The following is a 19,114-nucleotide window of genomic DNA, read 5'->3' on the forward strand; positions in this document are numbered from 1 at the left end:
TCAGGCGCGCGGGCCGGTTGGTTCAAGCAGTTGGTCGGCCAAGTCCTGGGCCAGCGCCACCATGGTCATGGTCGGGTTCCACGAGCCGCTGGCCGGCCACAGCGCGCCGCCGGTGACGTAGACGTTCTGCACGCCATGGGGGCGGTAGTCGAGGCCGACGACGCCCTCGCCGTTGTCGCCCAGCCACAGGCTGGAGCCTTCGTGCACCAGGCCGCCGACGCGGCGCTGCGCGACGGCGGGGCGCGCGTCCGACCACTCGCCTTGGTTCGGCTCGCCGTGCCAGTACTGGACGCGGCCAGCCTTCGGCGCCAACGCCCGTTCCAGCATTTCAAAGGTGGCGTGGTCCATCGTGTCCCAGGTCGCGCGGTCGGTGTCGTTCGCCAGCACTTGCAGCGTGACGTTGCTGGTCGGATCGTCCTGGCCGTTCAGGCGCAGGTGGTTGTCCGGGTTCCTGAAGTCGGTTTCGCCCAGCACCGCGCAGACGAACACCAGATAGTCCTGCGAGCTTTCCAGCTGGGCCAGCGAGGCGGTGGCGACGACGTCGGGCATGTAACGCGCCGCTTTTGGCGCGTTCTCGGCGGGATTGAGGTCGGACAGCACCGACAGCTGGACGTGGTATTGCATGCCGCTGTCGGGATTTTTCCCGGCCAGGTAGATCGCCGCCAGCTCGAGTTCGGCCAGTTTGTCGGCGAACGGGTAGTCGCTGCGCGGGATGCGCGCCACGATCGAGGTGATGAAGTGGGCGGTGAAGCGCGCGCCGGCGTTCTTTACTTGCGGGAAGGAGTTCATCAGCAGGGTCGCCGGCGGCAGCGTGCCCATGGCCAGCACCAGTTTGGCGCTGCCGATGCTGACCGTGCCGCGCGAGGTGTCGAGCGCGGTGGCGACGCCGTCCTGTTCGAAGATTTGCTTGACGACGCAGTTGGTGACGATTTTCAGCGGCGCGCCCTGGTTGGCGGCGCTCAGCCGGGCCTGTTTGGCGGCCAGCTCGAGCATCACCGACGGGGTGGAGAATTTGGCGAAATCGAGGCCTTTCTGCTGGCCCGCGCCGGCCGCCAACGGCGCGGCCATGCAGCGGGTCGCCGTTTCGATTTTATGCAGGTTGTCCTGCAACATGGTTTGCAGGCTCAGTTGCAGCGTGCCGTAGACGGGGCGTTGCTGCGCGACGTGGGCCAGTACGGCGGGCGGCAGGCCGGCGTCGATCTGGTCGGCCGGCACCACGTTGAGCAGTTTTTCAGCCGACTCGAAGTTTTTTTGCGCGGCCGCGATCGCCTGTTTCGGCCAGTACTGCATTTCGTCGGCGGTCGGCCGCGGGCACCAGGCGCTCCACATGATGCTGCGGCCGCCGAAGAACGGCACCATGCCGTGCTGGAAGTTGATGTTGCCCGCCGGCTGTTGCGCGGTGCTGCGCGCCAGCGTCCACGGGAACGTTTCCGACAGGCCGCCCAAGGTGCTCTGGTAAGGCAGCGGCAGGTTCTGGAAATGCTCGGGCAGGAAGAACGGGCCGCGCTCGACGATCAGGATCTTGCTGTGCGGTTTGGCGCCGAGGATGCGCTCGGCGAACGCCAGCGAGCAAAAGCCGCTGCCGACAATGATGTAGTCAAACTGGTCTTGCTCGCGCGCCTCCTTCCAGCCGCCTTCGGAGAGGAAGAAGACGTGGTCCATGACGTTTTGCGGGGTCGGATGCTGCGGCCCGGGAGTGGGGTAGCCATTGGCGAACTGCTTGCTGGACGAGTATGTTTTCATTGTAGTTTTAGCCAGAAGAAAAGAACGTTGAATGGCACGGCAGCGTAAGCCCCATTCGGTAACGACAAGGCTCGGGGCCTGCAACATACCGTGGCTGAGATGGATAGTATTTCAATAAATTTTCGCAACTCTATTCAATTGTCACGTTTGCCGCACGGTAGAGGGCGCCCGGCGCCGCCTCCCGCCGGTCGCGCCGGTTGCGCGCGCCGACTATTCTCGCCAGGAAATTCTGTTTGCTGCTGTTCAAGTCACAATCTTGTCATTTTTCATCTCTAGAATGAGCGCGGTCAGTTCCCTTACCCCTCACTAGAAAAGCTCATGAACAGCAAAGACCGCGTACCAGCAGCCATTGATCCGGATGACATCGGCTACAACGACACCCCGAATGAACACTTCAGCGACATCCTCGACAAGCGGGTGAGCCGGCGCAATCTGCTGCGCGGCGGCGCCGCGTCGGCCGCCAGCGTCATGTTGGGTTCGTTGGGACTGAGCGCCTGCGGCGGCGACAGCACCGCCGCGCCGGTGGCGCCGGTGGTGCCGCCGGTGGTCGTGCCGGTCGAGAAACTGCTCAGCTTTACCGCCGTCGGCAAGAGCCTGGCCGACGCCGTCGTGGTGCCGGCCGGTTACACTGCCAGCATTATTTATGCGCTGGGCGATCCGCTTAACGCCGCCACGCCGGCCTACAAGAACGACGGCACTGACACCGATTTCGAGAACCGCGCCGGCGACCACCACGACGGTATGGAGTTCTTCGGGCTGGGCGCCGACGGCAAAGCGTCGAGCAGCAGCGTCGGGCGCGGCCTGCTGGGCGTCAACCACGAGGCCACCACCAACGAGTCGCGCGCGTCGTTCTTCATCCACGCCAACGGCGGCACCAACACGCTGCCGCGCCCGGCCGCCGAAATCGACAAGGAAACCGCGCTGCACGGCGTCTCCTTCGTCGAAGTGCGCAAGGCCGGCGGCAAGTGGGAATACGTCAAGGATTCCAGCTTCAACCGCCGCATCACCTGCCTGACCGAGTGCGAGCTGTCCGGCCCGGTACGCGGCAACGCGCTGGCGGTGACCAAGTATTCGGGCAACGGCACCAAGATCCGCGGCACGCTGAACAACTGCGGCACCGGCAAAACGCCTTGGGGCAGCTTTGTCAGCGGCGAGGAAAACTGGTCCGGCTACTTCACCCGCGGCGCCGCCGACGATGCCGCGCGCGGCAACGATAAGAGCGTGGCCTCGCTCAAGCGCTACGGCCGCAACCAGGGCGCGTCCTCGCGCCACGGCTGGGAAAGCGGCGGCGCCGACGACAAGTACGCGCGCTGGAACATCGGCAAGCTGGGCGCGTCGAGCAACGGCAGCGACGACTACCGCAACGAAATGAACGGCATGGGTTACATCCTCGAAGCCGATCCGTACAACAAGACCAAGGCCGCCAAGAAGCGCACCGCGCTGGGCCGTTACGCGCACGAAAGCGCGGCCTTCGGCAAGCTGGTCGCGGGCCAGCCGCTGGCGGTCTACATGGGCGACGACTCGCGCAACGAATACATCTACAAGTATGTGTCGGGCGCGGTGTGGAACGCGGCCGACGCGACCCCGTCGGACCTGCTGGCAACCGGCGACAAGTACCTCGATTCCGGCAAGCTGTACGTGGCCAAGTTCGCCGCCGACGGCAGCGGTTCGTGGATCGAACTGGCGATCGGCAATCCGAAGATCGCCGCCTACGCCGGTTACGCCTTCGCCGACCAGGCCGACGTGCTGGTCAACGCCCGCCTTGCCGGCGACGCCGTCGGCGCCACCAAGATGGACCGTCCGGAGTGGTGCTCGGTGAATCCGGCCAACGGCGAAGTGTATTTCTCGTTGACCAACAACAGCAACCGCAACGTCAACGCCAGCGGTTCCTCGCAACTGGTGCCGGACAGCGCCAATCCGCGCGCCTACACCGATTTGAAGGGGAGTAGCGAGCAAAAAGGCAATCCGAACGGTCACATTCTGCGCGTCAAGGAAGGCGCCGCCGGCGCCACCGCCCTGGCGTTCACATGGGACGTGTATCTGTTTGGCGCCGAGTCGGGCGCCGCCGCCGACAAGGTCAACCTGTCGAGCCTGACCTCGGACCAGGACTTCTCCAGCCCGGACGGCCTGGCGTTCAGCCCGTCGACCGGCATCATCTGGATCCAGACCGACGACGGCGCCTATACCGACGTGACCAACTGCATGATGTTGGCGGGTTTGCCCGGCCAGGTCGGCGACGGCAAGAAAGTGTCGCTGAGCTACCCGACCACCGCCGGCGCGCCGCTGCTGGTCGATACCTACGTCGGCAAGGCGCCGAGCACCGATACGCTGAAGCGTTTCCTGGTCGGCCCGGTCGACAGCGAAATCACCGGCATTTGCGAAACGCCGGACGGCAAGGCGCTGTTCATCAATATCCAGCATCCGGGCGAAGGAACCAGCCAGGCCAACATCGGCGATACGACGAAGTACAGCAGCTTGTGGCCGAGCAACGCCGGCTATGGCGCCGGCAAGCGTCCGCGTTCGGCCACTATTGTCATTACCAAGAACGACGGCGGCCGCATCGGTAGTTAAGCGGCCTTAGGCGATGCGAAGGGCGGGGTCGGTGGAGAACCGATCCCGCCCTTTTTTTATGCCGGGTCGCCCCGATATGTTGATGAATAGGAGGTCTATACTATGGATTCGGCACAGCCGAGGCTGCCGCCGCGGTATCGCGGCATCGCTCGCATTGATAGAGGATGCAACTTAGGGAGGTGACATGGGTGCGTTGTTAGCTTTAGCGTTGTTGGTGCTTCCGCTGTGGAAAATCTGCGGGCGCGCCGGCTTTCCTCCGGCTTTGGCGCTCGTTGCCATTGTTCCGGTGCTCGGTTTGCTGGTCGTCGCCGGTATCCTGGCGTTCGCCGAATGGCCGGCGGCGGCGCGGCGGCGTCTGTCGTCGCCGGGGGGCTAAGCCATGGGCATGTTTCCAATGAAGTACTGGCTACTGTTCATGCTGGCGCTGGTGGTGCCGGCGCTGCTGTTTTCCCGCATACTGCCGAAGGCCGGGTATCCGTCCTGGTGGGCGCTACTGGCCATGGTGCCGGGCGTGAATCTGATCGCGCTGTATTTGCTTGCCTTCTCGGCCTGGCCGAAGTGCGAGCAAAGTCCGAACTATAAAGGCGCCCCGGAAGACGCTTAGTTGAGGCCGGCCAGGCGCTGCTGGCGCATCAGCGACGACGCATGGTCCGACGCCTGCATGTTCAAGCGGGCGGCGCGCAGTGTCGCCGCGTCCGCCGACATCGTTGGCATGGCGGCGCGCTTGGCCAGCACAACGCGCGGGCGCCCTTGGGTGGTGGCGGCGAAGCGCTCCAGCGTTACCGTTCTGACCGCGCTGGCCGGCGCGACTGGCGCCTCCGCCGCGGCCTCGACCGGCGCCGCCGCCGGCGTCAATGCGATTTGCGTGCCGCCCTCGCATGGTTGGTCGGTCAAGACGACATGGCCGGCCACGTCTACGCATTTAACGATCTCGGAGCCGGCCATTGCGGCCGATGCGGCCATCATGCAGCTCAAAAAAAGTGTGGTGGTGAAGGCGGGGCGGTTCATGGTCGTACTCCTGTTTGGTTGATGAATCCATTTTGCTGGAGTACGGCTACGGCATCCGTTCGGTGGCACACGTTGGCGCTGGCAAATCGACATTAAAGTTAACCAAAACCAACGACGCAAACCGGGGGCGGACCCCGAGGGCCTTTGCTATGCTTTAAGCGCTGCCGGCCGGCTCACTTAACGGCGGGACGCGAACACGAGCGTGGGCGCCACTTCCTTGGCGACGTCGAGGAAGGCGATGGTGGCGGGGCTGTTCTGGCGCCGGTCGCGCACCGCCAGTCCGACCCGGCGCGTGGCGGGCGGGTCGAGCGGCACCTTGACCAGGCCGGGGTAGTTGCCCGCCAGCCGGTCCGGCAGCGCCAGTTCGGCCACGATGCTCACGCCGATGCCGCGCTCGACCATGCCGAGGATGGTGATGACCTGGGCGATCCGGTAGCGCACCTGCGGCGCCAGGCCGGCCGCCGTGAACAAGGGTTCGATCAACGCGGCGCAGCCGGCCTCGGACATGATGAAGGGCGCGTCGCACAGCCGCGCCAGCGCGACCGAGGGCCGGGTCGCCAACGGGTGCGTACGCGGCAGCAACGCCACCAGTTGGTCCTGCGCCAGCGCGACGGTGTGGAAGCGTTCCTGCGGCAGGACGACGAAGCCGACGTCGACGCGCCGCTCGAGTATCCACTGGGTCACTTCGTCGTCGCCGCCCTCGTCGACCCGCACTTCGATGCCGGGGTAGCGGCGCTGGTATTCGTCGAGGATGGCCGGCAGCAGTTTGAGCGAGGAGGTCGGTCCGAACGAGCCGATGCGCAGCGAGCCGCGGCGCTGGCCGCGCGCGTCGGCCACTTCCTGGCGCATGGCCTCGGACAGGCCGAGGATTTCGCGCGCCCGCAGCAGCAGTTGGCGGCCGATGTCGGTGAGTTCGACGCTGGCTTGGTGGCGCACCAGCAGTTCGACGCCGAGTTCGCGTTCGAGCCCCTTGAGCGCGTGCGACACCGCCGACTGGCTGATCGACAGCTTGGCGGCGGCGGCGGTGAAGCCGCGCAGTTCCGCGACCAGCGCGAAGATTTCCAGTTGGGTAAAAGTCATGGGGGGGGTATGAGCTTTCGCTCATTTTTCTATGAGTTGGGATTAGCATTAATATATAGCGACGCGACTCCCCGCGCAAGCCAGCAGCACCGTCCAGGATACCGTATGCCGACACCCGCCTCGCCCGCCACCGCCACCGCCACCGCCACCGCCACCGCCACCGCCACCGCCACCGCCGCATCGGCGTTCCCGCCGCCCAGCCAGCGCGCCGCCGCCGCGCCGACCGCCGCGCTGGTCTACATCAAGCTGGTGCTGGTGGCGCTGTTCTGGGGCGGCACCTTCATCGCCGGGCGCGTGGTGGCCCAGGCGCTGCCGGCGATGACGGCGGCCACCGGGCGTTTCGCGGTGGCGGTGGCGCTGCTGTTGCTGCTGGCCTGGAAGGTCGAGGGCGGCCTGCCGCGCCTGAACAAGACCCAGCTGGCGACGACGGCGGCGCTCGGCTTCACCGGCATCTTCCTGTACAACCTGTGTTTTCTGGCGGCGCTGGCGCGCATGCCGGCCGGCCGCACCGCGTTGTTCGTGGCGCTGAATCCGATCGTGACGGCGCTGGCCTCGGCCTGGCTGTTGCGCGAACGCCTGGGCGGCATCAAATGGCTGGGCATCGCGGTGGCCTTCGCCGGCACCGCCGTCGTCATCACCCGCGGCGACCCGCTCGGCGCCCTGGACGACCTGGGCCAGTCGATCGGGGCGGGGGAGTTGCTGATGTTCTGCGCCATTTGCAGCTGGGCCGCCTACACGATGATCGGCCGCTCGGCCTTGAAGGGGCTGACGCCGATCGCCGCCACCACTTATGCCGCGATGTGGGGGCTGGCGCTGCTGGCCGGCGGCGCCGCGCTGGAGTTCTCGTCGATCGCCTGGTCGGCGCTGGGCTGGCGGGCGTGGGCATCGATCGCCTATCTCGGCGTGTTCGGCACGGTACTGGGTTTTGTCTGGTACTACGAGGGCGTGAAGGCGATCGGACCGTCGCGCACGGCCGTGTTCAACAATCTGGTGCCGGTGTTCGGCATCGCGCTGGCCGCCGTCTTGCTCGACGAGCCGGTGCTGGTATCGATGCTGGTGGGCGGCGCCATGGCCATCGTCGGGGTGTTCCTGACCAATCGCCCGGGCGGCAGGTAGCGCCGCGCCGGCCCGCCACAGGATCCCTCGTTGGATTAAGTAAACATCTTAGTTTACTTAATCAACACTCATCGGTATATTCGTGGCTATCCCGACTCTTGAAGATGTCCATGAAAACCGCGCTGTTGATTACCGCCGCCTGCCTGCTGGCCCTGCTGTCGACGACCGGGGCATCGCTGCCGTTCCCTATCCTGCCGCCGCTGTTCGCCGCCGGCGCCGCCAACGACTTCAATCATTTCCTCGGGCTGCCACCGAAGTTCCTGTTTGGCCTGGCGCTGATGATCAACCCGCTCGGCCTGCTGATCGGTTCGGCGCTGCTGGGGCCGCTGTCGGACCGTTACGGCCGCGGTCCCGTGCTGCTGGTCACGGCGTTTGGCGCCGCCGCCGGCCACGCCATCACGGCGCTGGCGCTGATGCTGCAATCGTATCCCTTGTTCATCGTCGCGCGCTTCGTGACGGGTCTGCTCGAAGGCAACGGCTCGGTGGCGCGCGCCCTCCTGGCCGACCGCCTGCAGGGACCGCTGCGGCTGCGCGCAATGTCGTGGCTGAACGGCGCCTTCTATATGGGCTGGCTGGTCGGCCCGCTACTGGCCGGCTTTACGCTGGACTGGGGCTTGACGACGCCGTTCTGGATCGCTGTCGGCGCGCTGTTGCTGGCGGCGCTGCTGGTGCTGGTGGCGCTGCCGCGCGAGGCGTCGTCGCTGGCGACGACGTCGTGGTGGCAGGTGGCGCGCGAGCGCCACTCGCTGAACCTGCTGCGCCACACGGAGCTGCGCAAGTTGTTCGGCGTGCAACTGGCCTACACCTGCGGCGTCACCGCGTTCTACGAGTTTTACCCGCTGTGGCTGGTGGAGGTGGCGCGCTACGACAGCCGCGGCATCGCCTGGGTCAACATGGCGCTGTGCGGCCTGATGACGCTGGCGTCGCTGTTCGGCGGCGGCCCGAGCGCGGCCGAACCGCTGCGCCGCGCGGCCCGCTTCGCCTTCGGCGGCGCGCTGGCGGTGGCGCTGGTGGCGGTCGGCAACGTCTGGATCGGGCTGCTGGCGATCGCCCTGTTCGGCATCCCGAACGCGCTCTACAACTCGGTGGTGCAGGGCTGGTGCGCCGAACGCTTCGGCGGCTACGGCCAGGGCGCGGTGATGGGCTTGCTGTCGACGACGTTCTGCGTGGCGAATATTTTGATGGCCTTGATCGGCGCCGTGCTGACGCTGATCGACACGCGCCTGATCCTGCTGCTGGGGGCGGCGCTGAGCGCCTGGGCCGGCTGGCGCATGCTGGGCTGGCGGGTGGCGCCGGCGGCGGTGGGCGGGGTGGCGCCATGAACACCGCCGAACGCATGCTGTACCTGCTCAAGACGCGCGGCCCGCAAACCGCGCAGCAACTGGCGCAATTGCTGGAACTGACGTCGATGGGCGCGCGGCGCCAGCTCGAGGCGGCCGGGGAAAAGGGCCTGGTCGGCTTCGAGGAAGTGGCCGACAAGGTGGGCCGGCCGTCGCGGCGCTGGATGTTGAGCGACGCCGGCCACGCGCGCTTCCCCGACCGCCACGCCGAGCTGACGCTGCAATTGATCGTGCAGGCGCGCGAACTGTTCGGCGAGGAGGGGCTGGAGCGGCTGATCGTCGCGCGCGAGCGCAGCAGCGAAGCGCACTACCGCGCCAGCGTTGACGCGCACGCCGCCTTGCCGGCGCGCGTGGCGGCGCTGGCCCGGGCGCGCGACGCCGAGGGCTACCTGGCCAACGCCGAGCCGCAGGCCGACGGCAGCGTGCTACTGGTCGAAAACCACTGTCCGATTTGCGCGGCGGCGCGCGAGTGCCAGAATTTTTGCCGCTCCGAACTCAACGTATTCCAGCGTGTGCTCGGCGCCGGCTGCACGGTCGCGCGCAGCGAGCACCTGCTGGCGGGCCAGCGGCGCTGCGTCTACGTCATCAAAGCGGTGGCGGCGTAAAGCGTTCGGCGACGCTAAAAAAACAAGGGCGTCCCGGCACTTTGCCTTTGGTGTGTTTCAGCGTTGCCGGCCCGCTAACCAGGCCCCGCCTAGTGGGCGACGCGGTGAACGCGGCGGCTTGGCGCCTTGGCGATGCGCGTTTTCTTGCGCGGCGACGCCTTCAGCACCACCGGCTTGGCGCTGCCGCCGGCCGAGATCAGGCGTTGCTTGCGCAGCGAGACCTTCATCACCTTCGGCTCGGCTTCGTCGCCGGCGATGAAGCGGCGGATGTTCAGCGCGTCCATCACGCGGGCCGAATTGGCGCGGGCGTTGAGCAGCACCAGCGTGGCGTTCCTGCCGGCCGATTTGAAGCGCATGATCAGGCAGCGGCCGGCTTCTTCCGTGTAGCCGGTTTTCGACAGCCCGATTTCCCAGCCTTTGGCGCCGACCAGGCGGTTCGAGTTGTGGTACTGGACCTGGCGGCCGTTGATGTTGATGACGTCCTCGGAATCGGTGGTGATGCGGCGGATGTCGGCGTAGGTGGAGGCGGCCACGGCCATCTTGATCAGGTCGGCGGCGGTCGAGCGGTTGTTCGGCGACAGGCCGGTCGGCTCCTCGATCACGGTCTGGGTCATGCCCAGCGCCTTGATCTTGGCGTTGACGGCGAGGGCGAACGCGGTCGGGCCGCCCGGGTAGGTGCGGCCCAGCGCGGCCGCCGCGCGGTTGTCGGACGACATGAGCGCCAGTTGCAGCATGTCCTGGCGGCTCAGGGTGGCGCCGACCGGCACGCGCGACGTGCTGTGCTTGAGCATGTCGACGTCGTTCTTGTCGATGCTGATCGGGGCGTTCATGTCGGGTTTCGAATCGAGCACGACCATGGCGGTCATCAGCTTGGTGAGCGAGGCGATCGGCACGACGACGTTGGAGTTTTTCTCCACCAGGATCTTGCCGGTGCCGTCTTCCACCACCAGCACGGATTGCGAACCGAGCGGAACGGCGAGGGCGACGGACGTCAGCGACGCCAGTACAACTGCGATAATTTTTTTAAACATGGGCTTTTTATGGGCTGGGACAGGGTGGGGCACCAGAAGAGGGTGCCACGCTAATATTTTGTGGGTCTGCGGCAATATTCTTGCCAAGAATAGACCATACCATTAAACCTTGATGTAGACCATGTTTTTCAGGAATTTTCTGCCTGTTTTTACGTCGCGGCGTCGTCATCTCCGCTTAATTTCAGTTAATAAGTTGCTAATTGTTGGAATAGATGGGCGCGGCGTCGACGAAAAAAAGCCCTGCGCGCTGGCAGGGCTGGTGTTGGGTGGCGGAGGGGCGGGGCGGGGGCCATTACTGGATCTTGGCGATCGATACCTCCGTTGATTTGACCAGGGCGATGACTTCGCTGCCGACCTTCAGGTCCAGGTCCTTGATCGAGCGCGTGGTGATGACCGAGGTGACGATGCCGTGCTCGGTTTCGACGTCGACTTCCGAGACCACCGAACCCAAGATGATTTCCTTGATCTTGCCCCTGAACTGATTGCGTACATTGATTTCTGAAATGGCCATCGTGTTTCCTATTCTTGAGTGAGGGGGCTGATCACGCTATGGCGCTTGAGTTCAGATTAACGTCGCGCCGCTGTTTTGGGAACGAAGCGATTCGCATATTCATATGCGTCATATGCGCACATGAAAAAACCGGGGCGCGGCCCCGGTTTTTTTGTCGTGTGCGCCGGGCCCCCCTGGCGCTTACTTGCTCTGGTAGATCTTGTCGAATTCGCCGCCATCGTCGAAGTGCTTCTTTTGCGCCTGCTGCCAACCGCCGAAGACCTCGTCGACGGTGAACAGCTTGATCGGCTTGAAGGTGGCGGCGTACTTCTTGGCCACCGCCGGCGAGCGCGGCCGCAGGAAGTGCTTGGCGGCGATTTCCTGGCCCGGCTCGGAGTACAGGTATTGCAGGTAGGCCGTGGCCTGCTTGCGGATGCCGCGCCGGTCGACGACCTTGTCGACCACGGCCACCGGCGATTCGGCCAGGATCGAGGCCGGCGGGTAGACCACCTCGAAGTTATCGCCGAACTCGGTGCGCACCAGTTGCACCTCGTTTTCAAACGTCACCAGCACGTCGCCGATCTCGCGCTGCGTGAAGGTGGTGGTGGCCGCGCGCCCGCCGGTGTCGAGCACCGGCACGTTTTTGAACAGCTTGCCGACCAGCTCGCGCGCCTGCGCCTCGCTGCCGCCTTGCTTGATCACATGGCCCCAGGCCGCCAGATAGGTGTAGCGGCCGTTGCCCGAGGTTTTCGGATTGGGCACCACCACCTTGACGCCGGGCTTGGCCAGGTCGTCCCAGTTCTTGATCTGCTTCGGATTGCCCTTGCGTACCAGGTACACCATGGTCGAATAGAACGGCGCGGCGTTGTTCGGGAAGCGCTTGGCCCAGTCCGGCGCGACCAGGCCGCGCTCGACCAGCAGGTCGATGTCGTTGGCCTGGTTCATCGTCACCACCGACGCCTCCAGGCCGTCGGCGACCGAGCGCGCCTGCTTGCTGGAGCCGCCGTGCGACTGGTTGACGCTGACCGTTTCGCCTGTGTTCTTTTTCCACTCGGCGATGAAGGCCGGGTTGATTTCCTTAAACAGTTCGCGCATGACGTCGTAGGAGACGTTCAGCAGCGCCGGTTCGGCCGCCAGCGCGGGGCTCAACGGCAGCGCCAGGGCCGCGACGGCGGCGGCGAGGAACCAGCGGCGCGGCTGGGCGGCAAGTTTTAAGGAGGCAAATTTGATGGTCATAATCAACTCATATTGTGAAGACAGACGGTCATAGTCTAAAATCCGCCCCGAAAAAGCCAAGAACTTTTCGTAATATGCTTAGATGTGCCTGACGCATAGCTTGCCGTGCGGGTCGCCGGGCGCGCCGAAAACGCATATGTTTTTTTGAAATGATTCGTGGGAAAAAGGCCGCGCCGACGCTAGGCTGTGTGCTGCAGCGTTCGCGTGAAAGCACGGTTTTTGCTGCTTGGTGTATAGTCGAAAGTGCGTATTGAGGGGCAGTTTGGGAGTCCATGTCGGCTTGATTTCGCTATTGGTATTATTTTGTGAGTGCACATGAGTCTTGAAATTCGTATTGCAACGTCGACTGACGCGTTCGAGGCGTGCGGTGTCTTGCGCCGCTCGATTACCGAATGCTGCCGCCTGGATCATCAGGACGATCCGGCCATCCTCGAGGCTTGGCTGGGCAACAAAACGCCGCAGATGGTGGCCGGCTGGTTCGCGTCGCCAACCAATTTTTCGCTCGTCGCGGTCGAGTCCGGCGCGGTCGTCGGCGTGGCCCTGTTGACGCGCGCCGGCAAGTTGGCGCTGTGCTATTTGTTGCCCGAGGCGCGGCGCCAGGGCGTCGGCCGGGCCTTGCTCGCGCGCACAGAAGCGCAGGCCAGGGAGTGGGGCATCAAGGCGCTGCAGTTGCACAGCACCGCCACCGCCGAGTCCTTTTACGCGGGCCAAGGGTATAGCGCCGGCGGCAGCGTCAAGTCGTCCTATGGCGTGGAAACGATATTTTTCTGGAAGCAACTCGACGCCGGCGCGGCCGGCGTCGACGCGAAACGCAAGCGTTTTTGTAATTGCAATAACGTCTGATTGGCTAGGCGGGCGGCCGGTTCCGGCCGCGCATCAGCAAATGCGCCATTGCGGCGTGCGCGCCGCGGCGCCGTCCGCCCCCGGCGCCAGCACTTTTCCCCCGCTGAACATTTTCAACTCGCCCGGCGCGAACGCGGTCCATTGCTCGTTCGAGGTCAGCGGTTCGGTGGCGATGACGGCGATGCGGTCGTCCAAGTGGTTGTGGCGGCGGAAGTCGATGCTCAGGTCGCAGTCGATCAGCGTCGCCCGGGCGAACGGATAGGCGCGCTCGACATAGTGCAGCGAGGTCGAGCAGCGGGCGAACAGGGTTTCGCCGTCGCACAGCAGGAAGTTGAAGGTGCCGTGTTGGGCGATCGGCGCGCTCAGCGCGTCAATGGCGGCGAACAGGGCGGCGCGCGCCGGCCGGCCGTACGGGAAACGTTGGCGCAGGCTTGCCAGCAGGTGGCAGAAGGCGCGCTCGCTGTCGGTTTCGCCGGCGGCGCGGTACTCGGCGTCGGCCGGCGCCTGCCAGGCCTTGAGGTCGCCGTTGTGGGCGAACGACCAGGTCGCGCCCCACAGGTCGCGGGTGAACGGGTGGGTGTTTTCCAGCGCGACGCGGCCCTGGGTGGCCTTGCGGATATGCGCGACGATGTTCCTGGCCTTGACCGGGTGTTGCTTGATCGACGCCGCCAGCGGCGAGTCGATCGACGCCAGCTCGTCGGTGTAGAGCTGGCAGCCGTCGCCGCAGTGGAAGGCGATGCCCCAGCCGTCCTTGTGCTCGCCGGTGCGGCCGCCGCGTTCGGCGAAACCCTCGAAGGAGAATCCCAGTGCGGCCGGTTTGCTGCTGTTCATTGCGAGTAGCTGGCACATGTGCGTTCCTGTCCGTGTCGAGTTTACTGGTGCCAAGCTTGAGAGTAAGCGGCGCCGCTGCCGGCGTGAAGGAATGTTTTTTTATATGCATATGCGGGGCGCCCTTATGCGCCGCGCGCATAAGCAACGCTGAAACGATTCGTGTTGCTTTGTGGCTTGCCGGCCTATCCTGCATGCTTTGGCGCCGGCGGTGATCCCGGGCGCCGCCATGCGAAGGAGTGTGATGCCGTTCCCCGTCTTGAAACACTATCTTGCCCGCCTGTCCGATCCGAGCCAGCCGGCCACCAGCGTCCGCCTTGATGCCGAGGGCAGGGCGCAGGGGCGTTTTTTCAATTGCACGATGACCAGCGCGTTCCAGCCGCTGCGCCAACTCGACTCCGGCGCGGTGATCGGCTTCGAGGGGCTGGCGCGCAGCGTGTCGGCGGCCGACGCCGGGCTATCGTTGTGGAAGCTGCTGGACCACGCCGCCAGCGACGACGAGTCGGTCGAACTCGACCGCCTGTGCCGGATGCTGCACGCGATTAATTTCTTCCGCCAGCAAGACGCCCAGCAGGCCGACTTGTACCTGAACGTGCACGATCGCCTGTTGAGCGCCGTCAGCAGCAACCACGGCTACGCCTTCCAGCGCATCCTCGACGCGCTGGGCTTGCCGATCGACCGTATCGTCTTGCAGTTGCCGGCGGTGACGCCGAACCAGGGCTGGTTGCTGAATTATGTCGCCGACAATTATCGCCGCAACGGCTTCCGTTTCGCCGTCAACGCCAGCGGTCCGCGCGAGGCCGCCGCCCTGCTCGAGCGGCTGCGTCCCGACGCCTTCAAGCTCGACTCCCGCGATCTCGCCGACGAGGCCGCGGTCGTCGACCTGCTGAAGGTGTGTGACGCGGCGCGCGTCAAGGTGGTTTTCAAGCGGCTGGAGTCGCGCAAGGAGTTCGAGACGCTGCTGCGGATCGGCGAGGCGGCCGGCTTGCCGGTGCTGGCGCAGGGTTATTTGCTGGATACGCCGGCGCCGCTGCTGCGGCCCGGCGCGCTGGAACTGCTGGCGCCGGCCTGAAGAGCGGCCGCGCACGCCGTCGTCAGCCCGCGCGATTGCCTGCGGGCTTTTTGTTTCCCCCTGCTATGCGCTATAGTAAACACCTTGTTTCAATGGGTAGAATATGGCATCGCGTAGAGATTTTCTTCAACAGGGGATGGGCGTGGCGGCCCTGGGCGTTATCACCAGTCCGATGATCGGCTGCGCCGCCCGCACGGTAACGCCGGCGCCGGTGGCAAGCGGGCGTCCGAAAGCGCTGGCCGCGGCCGCCAAGCCGGCCTCCGGCGCGGCCCGCTCCGCCGTCGCGCCGAGCCAGGGCGGCGCCGCCGAGATGGAGCCGCCGCCGGATATTTTCGACGCCCAGGCCTTGGACCTGGAATTCTGGTTGCGGCCGCGGGTGCTGGAAGTGACGCGCCCGGCCAGCAACGAACACGCCAAATTGCTGTACTGGAAAGACGGCGAGGTCATCGACTCCGCCTACCAACAGTTGTGCCATTTGCTGCGCGACGTGAACGGCAAGGAAACCGCGCCCATCGATCCGAAATTGCTGGAAACGTTGTGGGGCACGCAGGCCTTCGTGGCGCGTTACGGCATCGAGCATCCGCTGGAGATCCTGTCCGGCTACCGCACGCCGAATTCGAACAAGCGCCTGATCGAGGCCGGCGTGCCGGCCGCGCGCCAGTCGCTGCACATCTCGGGGCGCGCCGCCGATATCCGTATCCCGAATTTGAACGCCGAAGTGTTGGGCTCGCTGGTGAAAAGCTTCCGCAAGGGCGGGGTCGGGTTTTATTACCGCGCCGGTGCCAGGGGCGGCTGGATTCACGCCGACACCGGCTTGGCGCGGACGTGGAAGGGCTAGGCGGCCAAAACCAGGGGGCGCATCCCCGCTCTGCGCCTTAGTGCAATTTTCCTAGGCCGGCTTAGCTTAGCCCGCAATCCCTTGCGCGGCGTGGATAAGCCGACCGGTGGCGCCAGCGGCGTGCTAGTCGTAGGAATACGGCTTGGCCGGGACGTTGTCGCGCTTTTGCCGCTCCAGCTCGCTCAAGTCGATGTTGTGGTCCCAGTAGATGTACCAGCCGTGCCGTTGGCTCTGTTGCACTTCCGGATGCCCGTCGATGAAGTCGTCGATAAAGCGGGTGAATTCCGACACGTATCCAGCGTGGCCGGGTCGATAGCGGATGTCTTTTTTTCGCATGGCGCTTGGCTCCCTTATATTCCTATTTGACCGGCGCGGCGCGGCGCCGTTCCATCGCGCGGCGGTTATTTCGCCACGTTGCCGGCGAACAGGGGATAATATCGTCTTGGCTGGCCGCAGCAGGCCATCGCAACCAGATTCAGGATCATCATGCAAGGCGTCACAGAGAACGACAGCGATTCAACGGCGGAGCGGCCACGCTTTCGCCCCTGCCCGTGGCAGCCCCTGGAGTCGGCGTACGACGTCGAGCTGTGGATCGAGGAACACAACCGCAGCTTGCAGGAAAACATACGCCCGAACGAGAGCGGCTACGGCGTCTGCTTCACGCTGGCCGAGGGCGGCGACATTTTCATGCAGACCAGCGCCGACGGCGCCGTCGTCCTCGACGTGACCGCCGACGCCGAGTGGGTGGCGCCGCTGATCAGCGCCGCCACCCGCACCGAGGCGCCCGGCACGTCGCTGTGGATTTTGCCGGACGATAAGCTGATCCAACTGATCTTCGGCCTGAGCAGCCTGGTGGCGAGCACCACGCTGGTGGTCGGCCACCGGTTCGGCGCGAAACGCCGTTCCATCGGCGTTGGCCGCTGAGCGGCGCCCGATCTTTGCGCTGGGTCAGCCCGGCACCACTGGCGCCGCCGCCCGCCATCCTTTATGATTGCCTCGCGGCATAAGAATCGGCTCCGGTTTGCCCGGAGTTTCCTTGCTTGCATGCTCCAGCTTACAGTGTCATGATAGCCATCAGCGGGCGCGTCGACGGCGCTGCGATCCCATCGGTTTGTGCGCGGAGGAACGATATGGACAGAGACCAGCAGGCGCCGCCGGCGTTCCATCCGCACCACGCCGTGATCGCCGCGATGGGCGGCACGCCCGAGTACGGGGGGCCGCCGGACGCCTTCGACGACGCCGTGCTGAGCCCCGAGCGGCTGCGCTTCGAGCGCGAACAAGCCTATTTCAACGACATCTATCTGCTGGCGCCGGTCGGCTATTTCGTGCTGGCCTTCGACACCGCGATCCTGCAGGTCAACCTGGTCGGCGCCGACCTGCTCGGCGTGCCCCGCGACCACGCCGCCAAGTACCATTTCCGCCATTTCGTCGGCGAGCCCTTCCTGCCCGACTTCGACAGTTTCGTGCATCTCGCCCTCAACAGCAGCCAGCCCGAACGCATACAGCTGCAACTCAAACGCGGGCGCCACGACCAGGGCGTCGCCGTGACGCTGCTGGCCAGCGCCGACGGCAGCGGCCAGGCCTTCCGCGTGGTGCTCGAGCTGGCCGAGGGCAAGCTGGCCGCGCTCGAACGCAGCGAGGAGCGCTTCCGGCGCATCGTCCACAGCGCCGAGGAGGGCATCTGGGAGATCGACGCCTCGGCCCGCACCAGCTTTGTGAATCCGAAGATGGCGCAGATGCTGCGCTACCGTATCGAGGACATGCTCGACAAGCCGCTGGTGGCCTTCATGGACGACGAGGGCCGCGCCATGCTCGAACGCAATATCGCGCGGCGCCAGCAGGGTATCGCCGAGCGCCACGAATTCAAGTTCATCCGCCGCGACGGCGCCGAACTGTGGGCCACGCTGGCGACCAACCCGATCTTCGACGGCGAGGGCGCCTATCTGGGCGCGCTGGCGCTGGTGACCGACATCACCGAGCGCAAGGAGTCGTCGGCGCGCATCTGGCAGCAAGCCAATTTCGACGAGTTGACGGCGCTGCCGAACCGCCACATGTTCCTCGACCGCTTGAAAAACGAGGTGAAGAAGGCCGGCCGCCAGGGCCGCTTCGTGGCGCTGCTGTTTATCGACCTGGACAATTTCAAGGAGGTCAACGACCGCCTCGGCCACGACCGCGGCGACCTGTTGCTGGCCGGCGCCGCGCGCCGCATCGTCGAGTGCGTGCGCGCCACCGACACCGTGGCGCGCCTGGGCGGCGACGAGTTTACGGTGATCCTGGCCGGCTTCGAGCAACTCGCCGGCGTGGAACGGGTGGCCCAGCAGATGGTCAACCGGCTGGCGCTGCCGTTCGAGCTCAACGGCGAGTCGGCGCTGGTGTCGGCCAGCATCGGCATCGCGCTGTATCCGACCGACGCGCCGGATATCGAGGAGTTGATACGCCACGCCGACCAGGCCATGTACGCGGCCAAGAACGCCGGGCGCAACCGCTACAGCTACTTCACCGCCGACCTGCAAGCGGCGGCGCAACTGCGCCTGCAAACCGTGCTCGACCTGCGCGCCGCGCTGGCGGCGCAGCAGTTCGAGATCCACTACCAGCCCATCGTCGGCCTGCGCGACGGCGCCATCCGCCGCGCCGAGGCGCTGCTGCGCTGGCGCCACCCGCTGCGTGGCCTGCTCGGCCCGGCTGAATTCCTGCCCTTCGCCGAATCGGCCGGCCTGACCGTCGAGATCGGCGACTGGGTGTTCCGCCAAGCGGTGCGGCAGGTCAAAATTTGGCAGACCGAGCTGGACCCGGCGTTCCAGGTCAGCGTCAACAAGTCGCCGCTGGAATTTCGCTGCGACGCCACGTTTTACCAGGGCTGGCTCGACTACCTGGGCGAGCAGGGCCTGCCGCCGCGGGCGATCGTCATCGACATCACCGAGGGCGTGCTGGCCGACGAGGCGCGCCAGGTCGTCGAGCGCCTGCGGCAGTTCCGCGCGATGGGCTTGCAGCTGGCGCTGGACGACTTCGGCAGCGGCTATTTTTCACTGTCGTGCCTGCGCAAGTTCGACATCGACTGCCTGAAGCTCGACCCCTCGCTGGTCAGCCAGCTCAAGGCCGGCTCCAGCGACCTGGCGCTGTGCGAGGCGATCATCGCGATGGCCCACAAGCTGGGGCTGGAAGTGGTGGCGGAAGGGGTGGAGACGCTGGAGCAGCGCGATTTACTGCTGGCGGCGGGGTGCGACTACGCGCAGGGTTATGTGTTTGCCGCCGCGCTGCCGGCCGAACAGGTGGCGGCGATGGCCAGGGCGGCGCGGCCTTGACGCCGCCGGCC

General features: G+C 65.7%; 19 protein-coding genes. 11 read left to right on the forward strand and 8 right to left on the reverse strand.

The window, feature by feature from the left end; genetic code table 11:
* On the reverse strand, positions 1-1,743 hold the full coding sequence (locus JANGC3_RS0103070) for a GMC oxidoreductase (protein WP_017875017.1): 1,743 nt from the start codon (positions 1,741-1,743) through the stop codon (positions 1-3).
* 318 nt (positions 1,744-2,061) lie between these two features.
* Here JANGC3_RS0103070 and JANGC3_RS0103075 point away from each other — a divergent pair, with 318 nt between their 5' ends.
* From JANGC3_RS0103075 to JANGC3_RS28220, 3 genes are all read left to right on the forward strand, one after another.
* Positions 2,062-4,314, forward strand: coding sequence for a PhoX family protein (locus JANGC3_RS0103075; protein WP_017875018.1), 2,253 nt, complete (start codon positions 2,062-2,064; stop codon positions 4,312-4,314).
* Positions 4,315-4,498: 184 nt separating this feature from the next.
* Positions 4,499-4,690, forward strand: a complete 192-nt coding sequence (locus JANGC3_RS32270) for a hypothetical protein (RefSeq protein ID WP_198291981.1) — start codon at positions 4,499-4,501, stop codon at positions 4,688-4,690.
* Positions 4,691-4,693: 3 nt separating this feature from the next.
* Complete coding sequence (locus tag JANGC3_RS28220) at positions 4,694-4,918, forward strand: hypothetical protein (protein WP_051068206.1); 225 nt, start codon at positions 4,694-4,696, stop codon at positions 4,916-4,918.
* On the opposite strand, the gene JANGC3_RS28225 is transcribed toward JANGC3_RS28220, so the two are convergent.
* Together JANGC3_RS28225 and JANGC3_RS0103095 are read right to left on the reverse strand one after the other, a co-directional pair.
* Entirely contained in the window at positions 4,915-5,322 is a 408-nt protein-coding gene (locus tag JANGC3_RS28225; protein ID WP_017875021.1) for a DUF4124 domain-containing protein, read from the reverse strand. The two genes, JANGC3_RS28220 and JANGC3_RS28225, sit on opposite strands and share 4 nt — an antisense overlap.
* 177 nt (positions 5,323-5,499) lie before the next feature.
* Complete coding sequence (locus JANGC3_RS0103095) at positions 5,500-6,402, reverse strand: LysR family transcriptional regulator (RefSeq protein ID WP_017875022.1); 903 nt, start codon at positions 6,400-6,402, stop codon at positions 5,500-5,502.
* A 105-nt stretch (positions 6,403-6,507) separates the two neighbouring features.
* Between JANGC3_RS0103095 and JANGC3_RS0103100 the strand changes: the two genes are divergently transcribed.
* The 3 genes from JANGC3_RS0103100 (at position 6,508) to JANGC3_RS0103110 (ending at position 9,463) form a co-directional block, all read left to right on the forward strand.
* A complete protein-coding gene (locus tag JANGC3_RS0103100) occupies positions 6,508-7,518 on the forward strand; it encodes a DMT family transporter (protein WP_017875023.1) in 1,011 nt (336 codons plus the stop codon).
* A 110-nt stretch (positions 7,519-7,628) separates the two neighbouring features.
* Entirely contained in the window at positions 7,629-8,840 is a 1,212-nt protein-coding gene (locus JANGC3_RS0103105) for an MFS transporter (RefSeq protein ID WP_035788115.1), read from the forward strand.
* A complete protein-coding gene (locus JANGC3_RS0103110; protein WP_017875025.1) occupies positions 8,837-9,463 on the forward strand; it encodes a helix-turn-helix transcriptional regulator in 627 nt (208 codons plus the stop codon). Before JANGC3_RS0103105 ends, JANGC3_RS0103110 begins: the two co-directional genes overlap by 4 nt.
* An 89-nt stretch (positions 9,464-9,552) precedes the next feature.
* On the opposite strand, the gene JANGC3_RS0103115 is transcribed toward JANGC3_RS0103110, so the two are convergent.
* The 3 genes from JANGC3_RS0103115 to JANGC3_RS0103125 all read right to left on the reverse strand — a co-directional run bounded on the left by JANGC3_RS0103115 (position 9,553) and on the right by JANGC3_RS0103125 (position 12,220).
* Positions 9,553-10,494 carry a serine hydrolase gene (locus tag JANGC3_RS0103115; RefSeq protein ID WP_017875026.1) on the reverse strand — a complete coding sequence of 314 codons (942 nt, stop codon included), beginning with the start codon at positions 10,492-10,494 and terminating at the stop codon, positions 9,553-9,555.
* Between the two features lie 292 nt (positions 10,495-10,786).
* Positions 10,787-11,005: a TOBE domain-containing protein gene (locus tag JANGC3_RS0103120; RefSeq protein WP_017875027.1), complete on the reverse strand. Its 219-nt coding sequence runs from the start codon at positions 11,003-11,005 to the stop codon at positions 10,787-10,789.
* 180 nt (positions 11,006-11,185) lie between these two features.
* Complete coding sequence (locus JANGC3_RS0103125) at positions 11,186-12,220, reverse strand: sulfate ABC transporter substrate-binding protein (RefSeq protein ID WP_035788121.1); 1,035 nt, start codon at positions 12,218-12,220, stop codon at positions 11,186-11,188.
* A 315-nt stretch (positions 12,221-12,535) separates the two neighbouring features.
* On the opposite strand from JANGC3_RS0103125, the gene JANGC3_RS0103130 reads away from it, so the two are divergent.
* Positions 12,536-13,063 (forward strand): GNAT family N-acetyltransferase, encoded by a 528-nt coding sequence (locus JANGC3_RS0103130; protein ID WP_026132472.1) that lies wholly within the window; start codon positions 12,536-12,538, stop codon positions 13,061-13,063.
* A gap of 33 nt (positions 13,064-13,096) precedes the next feature.
* Here JANGC3_RS0103130 and JANGC3_RS0103135 read toward each other — a convergent pair whose 3' ends face one another.
* Entirely contained in the window at positions 13,097-13,912 is an 816-nt protein-coding gene (locus JANGC3_RS0103135; RefSeq protein ID WP_081611743.1) for a class II glutamine amidotransferase, read from the reverse strand.
* A gap of 223 nt (positions 13,913-14,135) precedes the next feature.
* Here JANGC3_RS0103135 and JANGC3_RS28230 point away from each other — a divergent pair, with 223 nt between their 5' ends.
* Positions 14,136-14,963, forward strand: coding sequence for an EAL domain-containing protein (locus tag JANGC3_RS28230; protein WP_051068208.1), 828 nt, complete (start codon positions 14,136-14,138; stop codon positions 14,961-14,963).
* 103 nt (positions 14,964-15,066) lie between these two features.
* Complete coding sequence (locus JANGC3_RS0103145) at positions 15,067-15,801, forward strand: YcbK family protein (protein ID WP_026132473.1); 735 nt, start codon at positions 15,067-15,069, stop codon at positions 15,799-15,801.
* A 123-nt stretch (positions 15,802-15,924) separates the two neighbouring features.
* Here JANGC3_RS0103145 and JANGC3_RS0103150 read toward each other — a convergent pair whose 3' ends face one another.
* Entirely contained in the window at positions 15,925-16,137 is a 213-nt protein-coding gene (locus tag JANGC3_RS0103150; protein WP_035787526.1) for a DUF3460 family protein, read from the reverse strand.
* 150 nt (positions 16,138-16,287) lie between these two features.
* Here JANGC3_RS0103150 and JANGC3_RS0103155 point away from each other — a divergent pair, with 150 nt between their 5' ends.
* Positions 16,288-16,725 (forward strand): hypothetical protein, encoded by a 438-nt coding sequence (locus JANGC3_RS0103155; protein WP_017875034.1) that lies wholly within the window; start codon positions 16,288-16,290, stop codon positions 16,723-16,725.
* Positions 16,726-16,931: 206 nt separating this feature from the next.
* Complete coding sequence (locus tag JANGC3_RS28235; protein ID WP_017875035.1) at positions 16,932-19,103, forward strand: putative bifunctional diguanylate cyclase/phosphodiesterase; 2,172 nt, start codon at positions 16,932-16,934, stop codon at positions 19,101-19,103.
* Positions 19,104-19,114: the final 11 nt, after the last annotated feature.

The organism is Janthinobacterium sp. CG3, from assembly GCF_000344615.1.
Lineage (GTDB): Bacteria > Pseudomonadota > Gammaproteobacteria > Burkholderiales > Burkholderiaceae_D > Janthinobacterium.